The sequence below is a fragment of the Lelliottia sp. 7254-16 genome (assembly GCF_002922995.1).
GTDB lineage: Bacteria > Pseudomonadota > Gammaproteobacteria > Enterobacterales > Enterobacteriaceae > Enterobacter > Enterobacter jeotgali.
The window spans coordinates 215,569-232,399 of the sequence record NZ_PQVS01000002.1 but is presented as its reverse complement, the minus strand read 5'-3'; the positions used below and the strand labels follow the sequence as shown (position 1 = coordinate 232,399).

Below are 16,831 nucleotides of genomic sequence, written 5' to 3'. Positions count from 1 at the left end.
CCGGTATAACCGAAAATGGTTTAGCATTTATGACGTTAAATCTTTTGTTTCAGATTTGTGCCACGCTCAATGATCACCCCGACGTTAGCGGCTCGCGCCACGGCACCCGGTTTGCTGAGTTTGATGCGCACCCACGGCGAGTTGAAACGGCTCAACAGCAGTTCGGCCACCTCTTCTGCCACGCGCTCCACCAGCGCAAAACGCTGCCCTTCGACATGCTTCACCACCGTTTCGCTGATATCGGCATAGCTCAGGCAGTCGTTCACATCATCACTTTTAGCCGACAGGCGATTATCCCAGCCCATTTCGATATCGAACACCAGCTTCTGCTCGATGGTCTGTTCCCAGTCGTAAACACCAATTGTGGTGATTACCGAAAGTTGCTCTATAAATACAATATCCATCACGACCTGCCTGGTTTTTGGCTAAACCGGATACCACTTCCGGCGAATTATGCGTATTATCCACAGATGCAGAGAATACAGATACATTTTCAAAACGGAACAGCGTTATGAGTGCAATCGCGCCTGGAATGATTTTCCTCGCCTACCTTTGCGGCTCAATCTCCAGCGCCATTCTGGTCTGCCGCATCGCCGGATTACCTGACCCTCGCGTCAGCGGTTCCGGGAATCCAGGGGCGACCAATGTATTACGAATTGGCGGCAAGGGAGCAGCCGTAGCGGTATTGATTTTTGATGTTCTGAAAGGAATGCTCCCCGTCTGGGGCGCTTATGCGCTGGGCGTGACCCCGTTCTGGCTGGGGCTTATTGCCATCGCCGCCTGTCTGGGCCATATCTGGCCGGTATTCTTTGGTTTTAAAGGCGGCAAAGGCGTCGCTACCGCGTTTGGCGCGATCGCCCCCATCGGCTGGGATTTGACCGGCGTTATGGCGGGCACCTGGCTGCTGAGCGTGCTGTTGAGCGGCTATTCATCGCTGGGCGCAATTGTGAGTGCACTGATCGCTCCGTTCTATGTCTGGTGGTTTAAACCCCAGTTCACCTTCCCCGTTTCCATGCTCTCCTGCCTGATTCTCCTGCGTCATCACGACAACATTCAGCGTCTGTGGCGTCGCCAGGAAACTAAAATCTGGACCAAGCTGAAGAGAAAGAAAAAAGACCCGAAGTAATTCGGGTTTCTCTCGTATAAACACCTTTCATTTCAATCCGTTCGTTATGTCATATAACCAAATGTGATTTAGCTCACTTTCTGTCTGTGGGTACTCTTTTTGTACTCATTGCAAACACACAAAAAGAAAATGACTGACATCACTGAATCACACGCTATTTCAACGGCAGGAAGCGCCCCGGACGGCGACATTAAATGGGTACGTAACGCATCGGACGTTACGCAGCTGGTCAATGCTGGCTCGCAGGGGAGAGCCAACGCGCGCATCGTTATCGGTATCGCGCTGGGCGGAATTTTCCTCGACGCCTACGATCTCGGCGCACTGGCGTTTGGTATCAAAGACATCACCCGCGAATTTAACCTGACGCCCGCCGGAACCGGCATGGTGGCTTCGGCGATCACTTTTGGGGCGATCGTCGGCGCACTGATTGGCGGTTATCTGACGGACAAAATCGGCCGCTATCGCGTCTTTATGGCCGATATGATCTTTTTTGTCGTCGCCGCTATCGCCTGCGCCTTTGCGCCAAACGAATATGCCCTTGCCGGGGCACGCTTTGTGATGGGCCTTGGCGTCGGGATCGATCTCCCCGTGGCGATGGCCTTCCTCAGCGAATTCGCCAGACTGAAAGGCCCTGGAAACAAAGCCGCCAGCGTGGCGATGTGGTGTCCGACCTGGTACGCCGCGATCAGCATCTCCTACCTGCTGGTGCTCTTCTTTTACGCCGTACTGCCCGAAAGCCACAGCGACTGGCTATGGCGTTTGATTCTCGGCTTTGGCGCCATTCCCGCGCTGGTGATTATCGCCATCCGCAGCCGCTATATGAGCGAATCCCCGGTCTGGGCGGCGAATCAGGGCAACCTGAAAGAGGCCGCGTCTATTTTGCGCAAAGCGTACAACATTAATGCCCACGTCCCGCAGGATGCGCTGAACCAGCCCGTAGCGGTGGTGAACAAGGCCAGATGGCAAAACTATCTGAATCTGTTTCGCGGCGTGTACCTTAAGCGGACGACGCTGGCGACGCTGCTCTCCGTGGTCTCGTCATTTGCCTATAACGCCGTAGCGTTTGGTCTGCCGGTGATCATCTCCAGCTTCTTTGTGCAGTCGATGCTCACCACTATTTTGATCTCGCTGGCGCTTAACCTGCTCTTTGCCTTCGTCGGCGGGCTGCTGGCTGTGCGTCTGGTGCCGCGCTTTGGTGCATGGCGGATGTCGCTGGGCGGCTATGCCTGTCAGTTGGTCGCCCTGCTGGTGCTGGCCCTCATCGGACGCCCGGAAGGCGCGGCACAAGGCATCATCTCTGTCGCTATGCTGGCGCTGTTTTTGTTTGGCCAGGGCTTTGGCCCAGGCGCGCACACTATGGCGTTTGCCTCGCTTAGCTATCCAACCTCGCTGCGCGGCGTCGGCGTCGGCCTCAACCAAACGCTAATGCGCAGCAGTTCAACCCTGTCGCTGTTCCTGTTCCCACTCCTGGTCGCGTCTCTCGATACTGCGGTGTTCTGGGTTATTGCTCTCGCACCGTTGATTGGCCTGATTTCGCTGCTTGCCATTCGCTGGGAGCCGTCCGGCTACGATATTGACGCCGAAGATTATCGCTAAAATCCCCCAAACCGGCTCAGCAATGAGCCGGTTTTTTCCGCCATCCATAAGCGTCTCATATGACAAGGTTCATTTCTGCCAGGGCATACTGAAGCAGATAATGACGAGCGGATGGATGCAGCATGTTAGCAACCCAGGTCACTGATAACGCGTATAAAGGCTGGCAGGCGTCGCTTGCGTTGCAGTTTCGTCACACCCCTGAAAAAACCATTCTGCACTCGGCGCGACACGTCGGCCCGCTTACCGTTCAGCGCCCGTTTTATCCCGAAGACGAAACCTGTCATCTCTATTTGTTGCATCCGCCCGGCGGAATTGTCGGCGGCGATACGCTGGATATTTCGGTCGAACTGGCCGCGAATAGCCATGCGCTGATCACCATGCCGGGTGCCAGTAAGTTCTATCGTAGTAGCGGCGCGCAGGCGCTTCTCAATCAGCGTTTTTTTATGGCCGAGAACGCAACGCTCGAATGGCTGCCGCAGGACACCATTTTCTTCCCCGGTGCGAACGCCCGACTCCGCTCGGTTTTCCATTTGCACCCTTCCAGCTCCTTGCTGGCGTGGGAGTTGCTGTGTCTGGGCCGCCCGGTGATCGGAGAGACCTTCAGTCACGGCACGCTCGACAGCCGACTGGAAGTGTGGCTCGACGACCAACCGCTGCTCATTGAGCGCCAGCATTTGGCCGACGGCGATTTGACTCCAGTGGCGGAACATCCCTGGATCGGCACGTTGCTCTGCTATCCGGCGAACGACGCGCTGTTGGACGGCGTGCGCGAACGCCTCACGCCGCTTGAGAACTTTGCCGGTGCGACGCTCACCGACGGCCTGCTGTCGGTGCGTTTTCTTTCTCACGATAACCTGATTTGCCAACAGGCGATGCGCGATATCTGGCAGTACCTGCGACCAATGGTGACCGCCAAAGCGCCCCACGCTCCACGAATCTGGCAGACCTAAGAGAACCCTATGGAACTGACCCCCCGAGAAAAAGACAAGCTGTTGCTGTTTACCGCCGCGCTGGTCGCGGAGCGCCGCCTCGCGCGCGGCGTCAAACTCAATTACCCGGAATCGGTCGCGCTGATTAGTGCCTTCATTATGGAGGGTGCGCGCGACGGGCAAACCGTGGCGGAGCTGATGGAAGCGGGTCGTCATGTGCTAACGCGCGCACAGGTGATGGAGGGCGTGCCGGAGATGATCCCGGATATTCAGGTGGAGGCCACCTTCCCGGACGGCTCCAAGCTCGTTACCGTCCACAATCCGATCCTTTGAGGTGGAGCGATGATCCCAGGCGAATACCAGATTAAACCCGGCCAGATCGCCCTGAACGTCGGGCGCAAAACCCAGCGCACGATCGTCGAAAACCACGGCGACAGACCGATCCAGGTAGGATCGCACTATCACTTTTACGAAGTGAATCCGGCGCTGAAATTTGATCGTGAACCAACCAAAGGATATCGCCTGAACATTCCAGCCGGTACCGCCGTGCGTTTCGAACCGGGGCAAAAGCGCGAGGTGACGCTGGTGCTGATCGCCGGGGCGCAGCGGGTGTTTGGTTTTCGGGGCGAAGTGATGGGCGGTCTGGAGGATAACAATGGCTGAGATTTCGCGTCAGGCATATGCCGACATGTTCGGCCCAACGACGGGCGATAAAGTTCGGCTGGCCGATACTGAGCTGTGGATCGAAGTAGAAAACGATCTCACGGTGTACGGAGAAGAGGTTAAATTTGGCGGCGGGAAAGTGATCCGCGACGGCATGGGTCAGGGGCAAATGACCGCCCAGCACTGCGTAGATCTGGTCCTGACCAACGCGCTGATCGTCGATCACTGGGGAATTGTGAAAGCCGATATCGGCGTCAAAGACGGCAGGATCTTCGCTATCGGCAAAGCCGGAAACCCGGATATTCAGCCCGGCGTGACGATCCCGATCGGCGCGTCGACCGAGGTGATCGCCGCCGAAGGCAAGATCGTCACCGCCGGTGGGATCGACACCCACATCCACTGGATCTGCCCGCAGCAGGCCGAAGAGGCGCTGGTCTCGGGCGTAACCACCATGATTGGCGGCGGCACCGGACCCGCAGCAGGAACAAACGCCACCACCTGCACGCCGGGGCCGTGGTATATCGCGAGGATGTTGCAGGCTGCGGATACGCTGGCGGTCAATATTGGCCTACTCGGAAAGGGCAACACGTCAAACCCTGAAGCCCTGCGCGAACAGGTCGCGGCGGGCGCGATCGGCCTGAAAATTCACGAAGACTGGGGTTCAACGCCTGCGGCAATCAACTGCTCGCTGGAGGTCGCCGAAGAGATGGATATTCAGGTGGCGTTGCACAGCGATACGCTGAATGAAGGCGGGTTTGTCGAAGACACGCTTGCAGCCATTGGCGGGCGAACCATTCATACCTTCCATACCGAAGGGGCGGGCGGCGGCCATGCGCCGGATATTATTACCGCCTGCGCGCACCCGAATATTTTGCCCTCCTCCACCAATCCAACGCTACCCTACACGGTCAATACCATTGATGAGCATCTCGATATGCTGATGGTGTGCCATCACCTGGACCCGGATATCGCCGAGGACGTGGCCTTTGCCGAATCGCGCATTCGCCGCGAAACCATAGCCGCCGAAGATGTATTGCACGATATCGGCGCGTTCTCGCTGACTTCGTCCGATTCCCAGGCGATGGGCCGCGTGGGTGAAGTGATCATCCGCACCTGGCAGGTGGCGCACCGCATGAAGGTGCAGCGCGGGCCGCTTGCGGAGGAGTCCGGGGATAACGACAATTTTCGCGTCAAACGCTACGTCGCCAAATACACCATCAACCCGGCGCTGACCCACGGCATCGCTCACGAAGTCGGCTCAATTGAAGCGGGTAAACTGGCGGATCTGGTGGTCTGGTCGCCGGCATTTTTTGGCGTCAAACCGGCCACCATAGTGAAAGGCGGAATGATCGCCTGTGCGCCGATGGGGGATATCAACGCCTCGATCCCCACGCCGCAACCGGTGCACTATCGCCCGATGTTTGGATCGCTCGGGGCTGCGCGTCACGCCACGCGCCTGACGTTTGTCTCCCAGGCTGCCGCCGCGAACGGCATTCCTCAGCAGCTCAATTTGCAAAGCGCGATTGCCGTGGTGAAGGGCTGCCGGACGGTGAAAAAAGCCGACATGATCCATAACAGCCTGCAGCCGAACATCACCGTCGACGCGCAAACCTACGAGGTACGCGTCGACGGCGAACTGATTACCAGCGAACCGGCAGACATCCTGCCGATGGCGCAACGCTATTTCCTGTTCTGAGGAGAGATGATGATCTATTTAACCCAACGTCTTGATCACCCCCATCCCGTCACCGCCAGCGTGACCCTGCCGATTGATGTGCGGGTGAAAAGCCGCGCCCGCGTAGAGCTGAACGACGGGCGTGAAGCGGGCCTGATGCTGCCGCGCGGGCTGTTACTTCGGGGTGGCGATCTGCTGACTACCGACGATGGCCAGGAGGTTGTCGAAGTGATCGCCGCGCCAGAATCCGTGTCAGTGGTGCGCTGCGCCGATCCGTATCTGCTCGCACGCGCCTGCTATCACCTCGGCAACCGCCATGTGCCACTGCAAATCATGCCTGGCGAGCTGCGCTATCACCACGATCATGTCCTCGACGACATGCTGCGCCAGTTCAGTCTCGAGGTGACTTTTGCCCATCTGCCGTTTGAGCCGGAAGCCGGGGCCTACACAAGTGAAGCCCACGGCCATGCGCACGCCCATTCTCATTAAGGCACGTTGAGCGAATGGAACACAACCGCCAGCAGTTACGCCTGATGCAGCTCTCCAGCAGCAGCCTGCCGGTCGGGTCATTCACCTGGTCCCAGGGGCTGGAGTGGGCAGTGGAAGCTGGCTGGATCAAAACGGTGGCAGAGTTCAGCCGCTGGCAGATTCAGCAGATGGAGCAGAGTTTTTTGTGCGTCGATTTGCCGCTGTTTATCCGCCTGTATCGCGCCTGCGAGCAGAACGATTTCGCCGCCGCAAAACGCTGGACGACGTATCTCCTCGCCTGCCGGGAGACGCGCGAACTGCGCGAAGAAGAACGCAATCGCGGCGCGGCTTTTACCCGCCTGATTAAGAGCTGGGAACCGGATTGCCCACCCGACTGGCTGCCGCTGTTTTCACAAAGCCAGCTGTGCGGCATGGCATGGCTAGGCGTGCGCTGGAGGATTGACGCCCACGCGCTGGCCCTGAGTCTCGGCTACAGCTGGATAGAGAGCGCGGTAATGGCGGGCGTGAAGCTGGTGCCGTTCGGGCAGCAGGCTGCCCAGCAGTTGATTATCGATTTAAGCGACCATTTTGCTGAAAAGCTCGGTCAGGCGTGGCAGCTCAGCGATGACGAACTGGGTGCGGCGACGCCGCTCTCGGCCATCGCCTCGGCGCGTCACGAAACTCAATATTCACGGTTATTCCGATCCTGAGGATTTTTTATGGCTGATTACAAACATCCCCTGCGCGTGGGCGTGGGTGGCCCGGTCGGTTCGGGTAAAACCGCCCTGCTGGAAGCGCTGTGCAAAGCGATGCGCGACACATATCATCTGGCCGTCGTGACCAACGATATCTACACCAAAGAGGATCAGCGCATCCTGACGGAAGCTGGGGCGCTGGAGCCGGATCGCATTGTCGGCGTGGAAACCGGCGGCTGTCCGCATACCGCGATCCGCGAAGATGCCTCAATGAACCTCGCGGCGGTGGAAGCGTTAAGCGAGAAGTTCGGCAATCTGGATCTGATTTTTGTCGAGAGCGGCGGGGATAATCTCAGCGCCACTTTTAGCCCGGAGCTAGCGGATTTGACGATCTACGTGATTGACGTGGCGGAAGGCGAAAAGATCCCGCGCAAAGGCGGGCCGGGGATCACTAAATCGGATTTTCTGGTGATCAATAAAATGGATCTGGCACCGTACGTCGGGGCATCTTTAGAGGTGATGGAGCGTGACACCAATCGCATGCGCGGCGAACGTCCGTGGACGTTTACCAACCTGAAAGTGGGTGACGGGCTGGCGACGATTATTAAATTTTTGGAAGTGAAGGGGATGTTGAAGGTTTAGCAGATTTTGCCGGGCGGCGCTTCGCTTGCACCGGCCTACAAAACCGTGGCTCGGAGAAATTTGTAGGCCCGGTAAGCGCAGCGCCACCGGGCAACACAGACCACACTTATGCCGCAGGCAGCTCTGCCAGCGGCCAGCGTGGACGCACGGAAACACTTAAATCCGCCGTCGCGCCCGCCTTCGCACGCACCATGCCCGCGTAGGCAATCATCGCGCCGTTATCGGTGCAAAACTCCGGACGCGCGTAAAACACTTCGCCGCGACGTTTTTGCATCATCTCCGCCAGCTTCGCACGCAGTGTACGGTTGGCACTCACGCCTCCCGCCATCACCAGACGCTTAAAGCCGGTCTGATCCAGCGCGCGTTTGCACTTGATCATCAACGTATCCACCACCGCATCTTCAAACGCACGAGCGATATCTGCACGGGTCTGATCATCGTTGTCATTGTTGCGAATGGTATTCGCCGCGAAGGTTTTCAGGCCAGAGAAGCTAAAATCCAGCCCTGGGCGATCGGTCATCGGACGCGGGAAAACAAAGCGTTTTTCGACGCCCTGAGACGCCAGTTTTGACAGCATCGGACCACCTGGATAATCAAGGCCCAGCAGTTTGGCGGTTTTATCAAACGCTTCACCGGCGGCGTCATCGATAGACTCGCCCAGCAGTTCGTACTCGCCAATGCCCGTCACGCTGATAAGCTGGGTATGACCGCCGGAAACCAGCAGCGCCACAAACGGAAACTCCGGTGGATTCTCTTCCAGCATCGGTGCCAGAAGATGCCCTTCCATGTGATGAACCGCAATCGCCGGAACATCCCACGCGAACGCCAGCGAACGCCCTACGGTTGCGCCAACCAACAGCGCGCCGACCAGACCCGGACCGGCGGTATAGGCCACCGCATCGATATCTTTTGCGGTCAAACCGGACTCTTTCAGTGCCGCCTGAATCAGGGGAACGGTTTTACGCACATGGTCGCGAGACGCCAGCTCAGGCACCACTCCGCCGTAATCAGCGTGTAATTTCACCTGACTATACAGTTGGTTGGCTAGCAGACCTTTTTCGTCGTCGTAAATGGCGATGCCGGTTTCATCGCAGGATGTTTCAATACCCAGTACACGCATGGCTAAATTTACCTCTTTTCAATACCGCGCAGTGTAGGGCGAATGCGGGTCGATGTATACCCTGAGGGGTGAGTTCGTGTATACTCTACCCCCTTACAAAAGTCCCGTTCAAAAACGGCATTGGTGCTTTACAAAGCAGCGTTAGTTGCAGTAAAATTCCGCACCATTTTGAAATAAGCTGGCGCCGATGCCAGCGGCAAACCGAATTTATCAAAGGTGAGAGTTACATGCCGGTAATTAAAGTACGTGAAAACGAGCCGTTCGACGTAGCACTGCGTCGCTTCAAGCGTTCATGCGAGAAAGCAGGTGTTCTGGCGGAAGTTCGTCGTCGTGAGTTCTATGAAAAACCGACTACCGAACGTAAACGCGCTAAAGCTTCTGCTGTGAAACGTCACGCGAAGAAACTGGCTCGCGAAAACGCACGCCGTACTCGTCTGTACTAATCTGTTGAGGGCGCACGCCCTCAATGGTCAGACTGAGTTATAGTCGTAAGGCCGTGCTTCCGGAAGGAATGCGCGGCTTATTTTCGTTTATGCATTAGCAAATACACAAAATCATTCACACTGTATCAAGGCGGCAAGGGAGTGAATCCCCGGAGCTTACTTAAGTAAGTGACAGGGGTGAACGAGCGCAGCCAACGCAGAGACAGTTTGAAGGATGAAGTGTACTAACGGGGCCTATGGCTGGACGAATTCCACGCGTTTTTATCAATGACCTGCTGGCCAGAACCGACATCGTCGATCTCATCGATGCGCGGGTAAAGCTCAAAAAGCAGGGTAAGAACTACCATGCGTGCTGTCCGTTCCATAACGAAAAAACCCCCTCTTTCACCGTTAACGGTGAAAAACAGTTTTACCACTGCTTTGGCTGTGGCGCACACGGGAATGCCGTCGACTTTCTGATGAACTACGACAAGCTCGAGTTTGTCGAAACCGTCGAAGAACTGGCGGCGATGCACAACCTTGAAGTGCCCTATGAAGCAGGCAGCGGTCCGAGTCAGATTGAACGTCATCAGCGACAAACGCTTTATCAGCTGATGGACGGTTTGAATTCGTTTTACCAACAGTCTCTTAAGCAAAATGCAGCTGAACCTGCGCGTCAGTATCTGACAAAGCGCGGCTTGAGCGACGAAGTGATTGCGCGTTTCGCTATTGGTTACGCCCCGCCCGGCTGGGACAACGTGTTAAAGCGTTTTGGTGGCAATAGCGAAGATCGTAAGTCTCTGATTGATGCCGGTATGCTGGTGACAAACGATCAGGGCAGAAGCTACGACCGCTTCCGCGAACGGGTGATGTTCCCCATCCGCGATAAGCGAGGCCGGGTGATTGGTTTTGGTGGGCGCGTGCTGGGTGACGGCATGCCGAAATACCTTAACTCCCCGGAAACCGATATTTTCCACAAAGGTCGCCAGCTGTATGGCCTTTATGAAGCCCAACAGGATAACGCTGAACCCCGGCGTTTGCTGGTGGTCGAAGGCTATATGGACGTGGTCGCGCTGGCTCAGTACGACATCAACTACGCGGTTGCGTCGTTGGGAACGTCGACCACCGCCGACCACATTCAACTCCTGTTCCGGGCGACGAACAACGTCATCTGTTGTTACGACGGTGACCGTGCCGGACGCGACGCCGCCTGGCGCGCACTGGAAACTGCACTACCCTATATGACCGACGGGCGCCAGTTGCGCTTTATGTTCCTGCCCGACGGTGAAGACCCAGATACGCTGGTGCGTAAAGAGGGCAAAGCGGCGTTTGAAGCGCGGATGGAGCAGGCTCAGCCGCTCTCCACGTTTTTGTTTAACAGCCTGATGCCGCAGGTAGATTTGAGTACCCCGGACGGTCGCGCTCAGCTGAGTACGCTGGCCCTGCCGCTGATTACTCAGGTCCCAGGAGAAACCTTGCGCATATATCTGCGTCAGGAACTCGGCAACAAGCTCGGCATTCTGGATGACAGCCAGCTTGAACGTTTAATGCCAAAACTGGCTGAAAACGGTGCGGTTCGCCCCGCGCCACAGCTAAAACGCACAACCATGCGTATACTGATAGGGTTACTGGTGCAAAACCCAGAGCTGGCGCCGCAAGTGCCGCCGCTCGCGGGGTTGAACCATGAAAAGTTGCCAGGACTTGGCCTGTTCTCAGAACTGGTCAATACGTGTCTGTCTCAGCCGGGTCTGACCACCGGCCAACTTTTAGAGCATTATCGCGGCACAAAAGAGGCCGCCACCCTTGAAAAACTGTCGATGTGGGACGATATAGCAGATAAGGATATCGCAGAAAAAACGTTCACCGACTCACTCAACCATATGTTTGATTCGATGCTTGAACTGCGCCAGGAAGAGCTCATTGCTCGCGAGCGCACTCACGGTTTAAGCAGCGAAGAACGCCGGGAACTCTGGATGTTAAACCAGGAACTGGCGAAGAAATAAACGAAAGAAGCAATCTTTCAAGAATTCAACGGCTTAAGTGCCGAATATCGATCGGGAAGCCCCCGGCAGCCGCACTGAGAGGCAGCGGCAAAAATATAAGTACGCCCTCGCTTCAAAGGTTGGCAGCGACACCGCCGACACCAATTAAACGAATTAAGTGTGGATACCGTCTTATGGAGCAAAACCCGCAGTCACAGCTGAAACTTCTTGTCCAACGTGGTAAGGAGCAAGGCTATCTGACCTATGCCGAGGTCAATGACCATCTGCCGGAAGATATCGTCGATTCAGATCAAATCGAAGACATCATCCAAATGATCAATGACATGGGCATTCAGGTGATGGAAGAAGCACCGGATGCTGATGATCTGTTGCTGGCTGAAAACTCCAACAACACCGACGAAGATGCAGAAGAAGCTGCTGCACAGGTGTTGTCCAGCGTTGAATCTGAAATCGGGCGTACCACTGACCCGGTGCGCATGTACATGCGCGAAATGGGCACCGTTGAACTGCTGACCCGCGAAGGCGAAATCGACATCGCGAAACGTATTGAAGACGGGATCAACCAGGTTCAGTGCTCTGTTGCCGAATACCCTGAAGCGATCACCTATCTGCTTGAGCAGTACGATCGCGTCGAAGCCGAAGAAGCGCGTCTGTCTGACCTGATCACCGGTTTTGTCGATCCTAACGCTGAAGAAGACCTGGCGCCAACGGCGACTCACGTCGGCTCTGAGCTGTCTCAGGAAGAGATGGATGACGACGAAGACGAAGAGGAAGAAGAAGACGACGACAGCAGTGATGACGATAATAGCATCGATCCTGAGTTAGCGCGCGAGAAGTTTGGCGAGCTGCGTACTCAGTACGAACTGGCTCGTGACACCATCAAAGCCAAAGGCCGCAGCCATGTTGCCGCTCAGGCTGAGATTCAGAAACTGTCAGAAGTGTTCAAACAGTTCCGCCTGGTGCCAAAACAGTTCGACTATCTGGTTAACAGCATGCGCGTCATGATGGACCGCGTTCGTACTCAAGAACGTATCATCATGAAGCTGTGCGTTGAGCAGTGCAAAATGCCGAAAAAGAACTTCATCACTCTGTTCACCGGCAACGAAACCAGCGAGACCTGGTTCAACGCGGCTATCGCGATGAACAAACCGTGGTCTGAAAAACTGCATGACGTGGCTGATGACGTTCAGCGCGGCCTGCAGAAACTGCGTCAAATCGAAGAAGAGACCGGCCTGACTATCGAGCAGGTTAAAGACATCAACCGTCGCATGTCCATCGGCGAAGCGAAAGCCCGTCGTGCGAAGAAAGAAATGGTTGAAGCGAACTTACGTCTGGTTATTTCGATCGCCAAGAAATACACCAACCGTGGTCTGCAGTTCCTGGATCTGATTCAGGAAGGTAACATCGGTCTGATGAAAGCGGTTGATAAGTTTGAATATCGCCGTGGTTACAAATTCTCCACCTATGCTACCTGGTGGATTCGTCAGGCGATTACCCGCTCTATCGCGGATCAGGCGCGCACCATCCGTATTCCGGTGCATATGATTGAGACCATCAACAAACTCAACCGTATCTCCCGCCAGATGCTGCAAGAGATGGGTCGCGAGCCGACGCCTGAAGAGCTGGCTGAACGCATGCTGATGCCAGAAGATAAGATTCGTAAGGTGCTGAAAATCGCTAAAGAGCCAATCTCCATGGAAACGCCAATCGGCGACGATGAAGATTCGCATCTGGGTGATTTCATCGAGGATACCACCCTCGAGCTGCCGCTGGATTCTGCTACTACTGAGAGCCTGCGTGCTGCCACCCACGACGTTCTGGCTGGCCTGACCGCCCGTGAAGCGAAAGTCCTGCGTATGCGTTTCGGTATCGATATGAACACCGACCACACGCTGGAAGAAGTGGGTAAACAGTTCGACGTAACCCGCGAACGTATCCGTCAGATCGAAGCGAAGGCCCTGCGCAAACTGCGCCACCCAAGCCGCTCTGAAGTGCTGCGTAGCTTCCTCGACGATTAATCGTCTTTGAAAAGTAAAAGCTCCCAAATGGGAGCTTTTTTTTTCACCGTTATTCCACCAGACTTCTACCTTCCCCGCACCATCAGCGCCTCGTCCAGCTCCCGATACGCCTCTACCAGCTTATCCAGCGTCGCCCGATTTAACCCGCTCGGATTCGGCAGCACCCACACCTGGGTCATGCCGATCGTGATACTTTGCTTGCCCCACTGCGCCCCTCGCTGGCTAAATGCCTGCTCGTAAGCCTGCTTGCCGAGGATTGCTAACGCCGCGGGCTGATAGTCTTCTATCTTCTTCACCAGCTCCCGCCCGCCGCTGCGCAGCTCATGCAGGTTAACTTCCGTCGCCTGCACCGTGGGTCGCTCCACCAGCATGGTGATACCACAGCGCGTATCCAACAGATGCTGTTCTTCTTCGGGCTTTAAAAGCCGATCGGTAAAACCTGCCTGATGAATCACTTTCCAGAAACGGTTTCCCGGATGGGCAAAGTGAAAACCCGTATGCGCGGAGGACTTGCCAGGATTGATCCCACAGAACACAACCCGCAGTCCAGGTGCCAGAATATCGTTGATCATCTCATTCCCCGATGAATGCATCAGGCATTCAGTATAAAGGATTGATAATGCGTTGTTTATAAAAACAGCAGGCAGGTGCGAATGTCTGGATTGCAGCAGGGAGTTACTCTATAATTCACCGCCACGGCCCCTTAGCTCAGTGGTTAGAGCAGGCGACTCATAATCGCTTGGTCGCTGGTTCAAGTCCAGCAGGGGCCACCAAATAACAAGGGCTTACGTGAAAACGTAGGCCCTTAGTTTTTTCAGGATTGATGAATCAGCGTGTGGTTAACTCACACCAGCTCCCGGAGTTGCTCCTGCATGTAGGCAGAAAAGTATTCAGGGTTCTTGATCACTACGTGGTCAGTTGCGTTAATTTTCTCGGCCCACCCGGCCACTTTTTTCGTAAAGTCGGGATCCCATCCCTCTTGTGCCCCTCGCGCCATAATGTCATCCGCGCTTGCAGGCGTACCCAACTCCTTCAAATACTTGAAAATTCCTTTCGCAGTACTTTCATCCATCGAATGCGGCACTGACGCGGAAGTGTCCATACCACCAATGAAATCCAATGCTTTCTCAATGACTGTTGGCATACTCTTATCCTTAAAATTAACCATCTAGTAAACAAGGTTATACTATGGCCTGAAATTGATCGGAAATTCAAAGAGATTGTCACGGTACCGGAAACCACATCACACACCCTTGAGCGCTTCCGATACGTTCCTGAAGCATTGCATAATCCACACCCCCGAACCATTAACCCCCTCACAAACATCTAAAACTAAAGAAATCCCCCGTCGCGCCGATCATCATCCGTGTGTATTATTTCCTGTAGCTCTGACCACAACTAACCTTAACTCAAATACTTAAGCGCTAAAGCGAAAGGCATCATGAGCACACCGATCAAACGGCTAGAAATCATAAAAAATGCCATTGAACTGGAAGATGACGACATCATCGACAGCCAACTGGCACGGCTGAAAAGTGAAGCGTTTGACGATGAGCTACAGGCGATCGTCGTGGCGCTTGAGAATAAAAACTATACCGCAGCAATCAGAGCCATCACCGCATGGTTGCAGAGTCAGCGCTCACTGACTCAGTGGCGCGATCCGCAGGTTGCCGCCAGCAAGCTGGAATTGAAGGCTCTGGAAGAGCGCCTTCGCGAGCTGATTGATCGCCGTAACGCCCGCGTGCAACAACTGGACGAGTTCAACGATCTCTATTTCTCCCGTCTCGGCCCATTGATGTCGCAAATACTTCAGCTGCGTAAAACCCTCGCAGAACTGAATCTGCGCCGCCAGCAGGCGGAGTCGCGTCGCCGCGAAGAGGATTATCGTCGCTGCCAGCAATATATGGCGCAGGCCGTTGAAGTGCTGACCACACTGACGCAGCGCTGGCGTGCGCTGCCAGCCGATTCGGTGCAGGCCGCCGATGCGCGTAAGCATTTGCAGCAGCAAAGCGATCTGATTGCCAATCTGTTGGCCGAAGCGCAAGAGCTGGAAATGGGCTTAACGCGCGAAGAAGAACCGGCGCGTCAGGCGCGGGACGAGGCTAACGAAGAGTACGAGAAATATCGCGAGCAGCACCACGATGCAGAAATGCGTCTGCGCAAAGGCAAGGATCTGTCAGAAGAAGATCAGAACGAGCTGAAACGGCTTTGGCGTCAGGCCAGCAAACTCTGCCATCCGGATCTGGTAGCGGACGATCTGAAAGAAGAAGCCAACACCATGATGGTGCAGCTCAACCAGGCCAAACAGCGCGGAGATGTGAAAGCGATTCGCTCGTTGGTGGCGCGTCTGCAGCAGGGCTTTGAGCCGCTGATGGCCAGCGATCGACTGAACGATCTGGAACGTATTCGCAAAAAAATGGCTCAGGTTCGCGAACAAATCGACACTTTAGTGAACGAGCTGGCGGAGCTGGAGAAAGAAGAGTCCTGGCTACTGGTCTCCTCGCTGAGCAATATGGAGTCTTATTTTGCCCAGCAGGAGAAAGCGCTGCATGACGTTCGTAGTGCGCTCGAACACCAGGTGAACGAAGCGCAGTTCGACGAAGTTGCCTAGTTACTTCGCGTGCCAGTATGCGCTGGCACGCACCAGCTGTGGGTCAATCGCGTCAGTCTCAAACTGGCAACTCAGGTTTTTGACGACCTTCCCTTCCCCGGTCAACCAGATAAAGTAATCCGCAGCAGGCACGCTCAGCATCGCCAGACGATCGGCCACCGCCTGCTCGCTATGTCCGACAATCCAGGTGATGTTGAAATCACTCAGATGCGCCAGATAGTCTTTATAAGACTCATCACCCACGGTCACCACGGCGTGAATTTCCGGTTTGAACGGCAGTGCAGCAATCGCTTCCAGACGACGACGCAGCGCAGGCATGCCGGACTCATCGCAAACGTACAACTGCCACGCATAATCTTCCGGCACCACAAGCGATCCGCGCGGGCCGCCGATCGTTAGCTTATCGCCTGCTTTAGCCTGTACCGCCCAGTTGCTCGCAAGCCCACCGTCATGAACAAAGAAATCGAGCACCAGTTCGTTGCGCGCCTCATCGTACAGCGGCGTGTAATCACGCGCTTGCGGGCGTACACCCTCACCCCAGTTGATGCCTTCGTCGGTCACAACCGGAGGTACAAAAGCTGCGCCCGGAGCCGGGAAAAAGACTTTGGTATGGTCGTCAAAACCCTTTGAACTAAAACCTTCCAGCGCTTCACCACCTAAGACGATGCGTTGAAAGCCAGCGCTTACACGCTCAACGCGGAGCACGGTCAGCTCGCGAAAGCGCAGTTCATTGCGTACACGTTGTGGGTAACGAGGTGATGTCATTTTTCTGCCTTCGTGAAGTGAATACGATATATCTAAATCAGATTCAAATGATAATGATTGCTAACAAACGAGATTGCAAGTCTTTTTTTGATATAGAT

18 protein-coding genes and 1 tRNA gene are annotated in these 16,831 nt (G+C 55.4%); 14 read left to right on the top strand and 5 right to left on the bottom strand.

All coding sequences use genetic code 11. The features are described from left to right. Window positions 1–35: 35 nt before the first annotated feature. A complete protein-coding gene (gene folB, locus C3708_RS03940) occupies window positions 36–404 on the bottom strand; it encodes a bifunctional dihydroneopterin aldolase/7,8-dihydroneopterin epimerase (protein ID WP_103946995.1) in 369 nt (122 codons plus the stop codon). Between the two features lie 107 nt (window positions 405–511). Here folB and plsY point away from each other — a divergent pair, with 107 nt between their 5' ends. The 9 genes from plsY (at window position 512) to ureG (ending at window position 7,794) form a co-directional block, all read left to right on the top strand. Further along, a complete protein-coding gene (gene plsY, locus C3708_RS03935) occupies window positions 512–1,126 on the top strand; it encodes a glycerol-3-phosphate 1-O-acyltransferase PlsY (protein WP_095283414.1) in 615 nt (204 codons plus the stop codon). A 129-nt stretch (window positions 1,127–1,255) separates the two neighbouring features. Beyond that, on the top strand, window positions 1,256–2,722 hold the full coding sequence (locus C3708_RS03930) for an MFS transporter (RefSeq protein ID WP_095283415.1): 1,467 nt from the start codon (window positions 1,256–1,258) through the stop codon (window positions 2,720–2,722). 122 nt (window positions 2,723–2,844) lie between these two features. Beyond that, window positions 2,845–3,672 (top strand): urease accessory protein UreD, encoded by an 828-nt coding sequence (locus tag C3708_RS03925; protein ID WP_103946996.1) that lies wholly within the window; start codon window positions 2,845–2,847, stop codon window positions 3,670–3,672. A gap of 9 nt (window positions 3,673–3,681) precedes the next feature. After that, on the top strand, window positions 3,682–3,984 hold the full coding sequence (locus C3708_RS03920; protein ID WP_039031754.1) for an urease subunit gamma: 303 nt from the start codon (window positions 3,682–3,684) through the stop codon (window positions 3,982–3,984). Window positions 3,985–3,993: 9 nt separating this feature from the next. Next, the gene (locus tag C3708_RS03915; protein WP_103946997.1) at window positions 3,994–4,314 is read left to right on the top strand and encodes an urease subunit beta; all 321 of its coding nucleotides are present in this window, start codon (window positions 3,994–3,996) and stop codon (window positions 4,312–4,314) included. After that, window positions 4,307–6,010 (top strand): urease subunit alpha, encoded by a 1,704-nt coding sequence (gene ureC / locus C3708_RS03910; protein ID WP_103946998.1) that lies wholly within the window; start codon window positions 4,307–4,309, stop codon window positions 6,008–6,010. Before C3708_RS03915 ends, ureC begins: the two co-directional genes overlap by 8 nt. Before the next feature lie 9 nt (window positions 6,011–6,019). Next, a complete protein-coding gene (gene ureE, locus C3708_RS03905) occupies window positions 6,020–6,478 on the top strand; it encodes an urease accessory protein UreE (RefSeq protein ID WP_095283419.1) in 459 nt (152 codons plus the stop codon). A gap of 14 nt (window positions 6,479–6,492) precedes the next feature. Beyond that, a complete protein-coding gene (locus C3708_RS03900) occupies window positions 6,493–7,167 on the top strand; it encodes an urease accessory protein UreF (protein WP_095283420.1) in 675 nt (224 codons plus the stop codon). Between the two features lie 9 nt (window positions 7,168–7,176). Next, window positions 7,177–7,794, top strand: coding sequence for an urease accessory protein UreG (gene ureG / locus C3708_RS03895; RefSeq protein WP_103948880.1), 618 nt, complete (start codon window positions 7,177–7,179; stop codon window positions 7,792–7,794). Between the two features lie 106 nt (window positions 7,795–7,900). Here the strand turns inward: ureG and tsaD are convergent, their stop codons facing one another. Then, window positions 7,901–8,914 carry a tRNA (adenosine(37)-N6)-threonylcarbamoyltransferase complex transferase subunit TsaD gene (tsaD, locus tag C3708_RS03890; RefSeq protein ID WP_095283422.1) on the bottom strand — a complete coding sequence of 338 codons (1,014 nt, stop codon included), beginning with the start codon at window positions 8,912–8,914 and terminating at the stop codon, window positions 7,901–7,903. Between the two features lie 227 nt (window positions 8,915–9,141). Between tsaD and rpsU the strand changes: the two genes are divergently transcribed. From rpsU to rpoD, 3 genes are all read left to right on the top strand, one after another. After that, entirely contained in the window at window positions 9,142–9,357 is a 216-nt protein-coding gene (gene rpsU / locus C3708_RS03885) for a 30S ribosomal protein S21 (RefSeq protein WP_001144069.1), read from the top strand. 236 nt (window positions 9,358–9,593) lie between these two features. Beyond that, window positions 9,594–11,339, top strand: a complete 1,746-nt coding sequence (gene dnaG, locus C3708_RS03880; RefSeq protein WP_095283423.1) for a DNA primase — start codon at window positions 9,594–9,596, stop codon at window positions 11,337–11,339. 173 nt (window positions 11,340–11,512) lie between these two features. Beyond that, window positions 11,513–13,357 (top strand): RNA polymerase sigma factor RpoD, encoded by a 1,845-nt coding sequence (rpoD, locus tag C3708_RS03870; protein WP_103947000.1) that lies wholly within the window; start codon window positions 11,513–11,515, stop codon window positions 13,355–13,357. 65 nt (window positions 13,358–13,422) lie between these two features. Here the strand turns inward: rpoD and mug are convergent, their stop codons facing one another. Continuing rightward, a complete protein-coding gene (gene mug, locus C3708_RS03865; RefSeq protein ID WP_095284381.1) occupies window positions 13,423–13,929 on the bottom strand; it encodes a G/U mismatch-specific DNA glycosylase in 507 nt (168 codons plus the stop codon). Between the two features lie 125 nt (window positions 13,930–14,054). Between mug and C3708_RS03860 the strand changes: the two genes are divergently transcribed. Then, a tRNA-Ile gene (locus C3708_RS03860) sits at window positions 14,055–14,130 on the top strand. Window positions 14,131–14,201: 71 nt separating this feature from the next. Here the strand turns inward: C3708_RS03860 and C3708_RS03855 are convergent. Next, window positions 14,202–14,525 (bottom strand): DUF1889 family protein, encoded by a 324-nt coding sequence (locus C3708_RS03855; protein WP_103947001.1) that lies wholly within the window; start codon window positions 14,523–14,525, stop codon window positions 14,202–14,204. Window positions 14,526–14,798: 273 nt separating this feature from the next. Here C3708_RS03855 and C3708_RS03850 point away from each other — a divergent pair, with 273 nt between their 5' ends. Continuing rightward, on the top strand, window positions 14,799–15,968 hold the full coding sequence (locus C3708_RS03850; protein ID WP_103947002.1) for a DNA repair protein: 1,170 nt from the start codon (window positions 14,799–14,801) through the stop codon (window positions 15,966–15,968). On the opposite strand, the gene C3708_RS03845 is transcribed toward C3708_RS03850, so the two are convergent. Beyond that, the gene (locus tag C3708_RS03845; RefSeq protein ID WP_103947003.1) at window positions 15,969–16,733 is read right to left on the bottom strand and encodes a siderophore-interacting protein; all 765 of its coding nucleotides are present in this window, start codon (window positions 16,731–16,733) and stop codon (window positions 15,969–15,971) included. Between the last annotated feature and the right edge of the window lie 98 nt (window positions 16,734–16,831).

Excerpts from the sequence above, each read along its gene's own strand:
- ureC (WP_103946998.1), top strand. The coding sequence starts at position 4,307 with ATGGCTGAGATTTCGCGTCAGGCATATGCCGACATGTTCGGCCCAACG.
- rpsU (WP_001144069.1), top strand. The coding sequence starts at position 9,142 with ATGCCGGTAATTAAAGTACGTGAAAACGAGCCGTTCGACGTAGCACTG.
- C3708_RS03855 (WP_103947001.1), bottom strand. The coding sequence starts at position 14,525 with ATGGTTAATTTTAAGGATAAGAGTATGCCAACAGTCATTGAGAAAGCA.
- tsaD (WP_095283422.1), bottom strand. The coding sequence starts at position 8,914 with ATGCGTGTACTGGGTATTGAAACATCCTGCGATGAAACCGGCATCGCC.
- C3708_RS03920 (WP_039031754.1), top strand. The coding sequence starts at position 3,682 with ATGGAACTGACCCCCCGAGAAAAAGACAAGCTGTTGCTGTTTACCGCC.
- C3708_RS03845 (WP_103947003.1), bottom strand. The coding sequence starts at position 16,733 with ATGACATCACCTCGTTACCCACAACGTGTACGCAATGAACTGCGCTTT.
- dnaG (WP_095283423.1), top strand. The coding sequence starts at position 9,594 with ATGGCTGGACGAATTCCACGCGTTTTTATCAATGACCTGCTGGCCAGA.
- C3708_RS03925 (WP_103946996.1), top strand. The coding sequence starts at position 2,845 with ATGTTAGCAACCCAGGTCACTGATAACGCGTATAAAGGCTGGCAGGCG.
- plsY (WP_095283414.1), top strand. The coding sequence starts at position 512 with ATGAGTGCAATCGCGCCTGGAATGATTTTCCTCGCCTACCTTTGCGGC.
- ureG (WP_103948880.1), top strand. The coding sequence starts at position 7,177 with ATGGCTGATTACAAACATCCCCTGCGCGTGGGCGTGGGTGGCCCGGTC.
- C3708_RS03915 (WP_103946997.1), top strand. The coding sequence starts at position 3,994 with ATGATCCCAGGCGAATACCAGATTAAACCCGGCCAGATCGCCCTGAAC.
- rpoD (WP_103947000.1), top strand. The coding sequence starts at position 11,513 with ATGGAGCAAAACCCGCAGTCACAGCTGAAACTTCTTGTCCAACGTGGT.
- ureE (WP_095283419.1), top strand. The coding sequence starts at position 6,020 with ATGATCTATTTAACCCAACGTCTTGATCACCCCCATCCCGTCACCGCC.
- folB (WP_103946995.1), bottom strand. The coding sequence starts at position 404 with ATGGATATTGTATTTATAGAGCAACTTTCGGTAATCACCACAATTGGT.
- C3708_RS03850 (WP_103947002.1), top strand. The coding sequence starts at position 14,799 with ATGAGCACACCGATCAAACGGCTAGAAATCATAAAAAATGCCATTGAA.
- C3708_RS03930 (WP_095283415.1), top strand. The coding sequence starts at position 1,256 with ATGACTGACATCACTGAATCACACGCTATTTCAACGGCAGGAAGCGCC.
- mug (WP_095284381.1), bottom strand. The coding sequence starts at position 13,929 with ATGATCAACGATATTCTGGCACCTGGACTGCGGGTTGTGTTCTGTGGG.
- C3708_RS03900 (WP_095283420.1), top strand. The coding sequence starts at position 6,493 with ATGGAACACAACCGCCAGCAGTTACGCCTGATGCAGCTCTCCAGCAGC.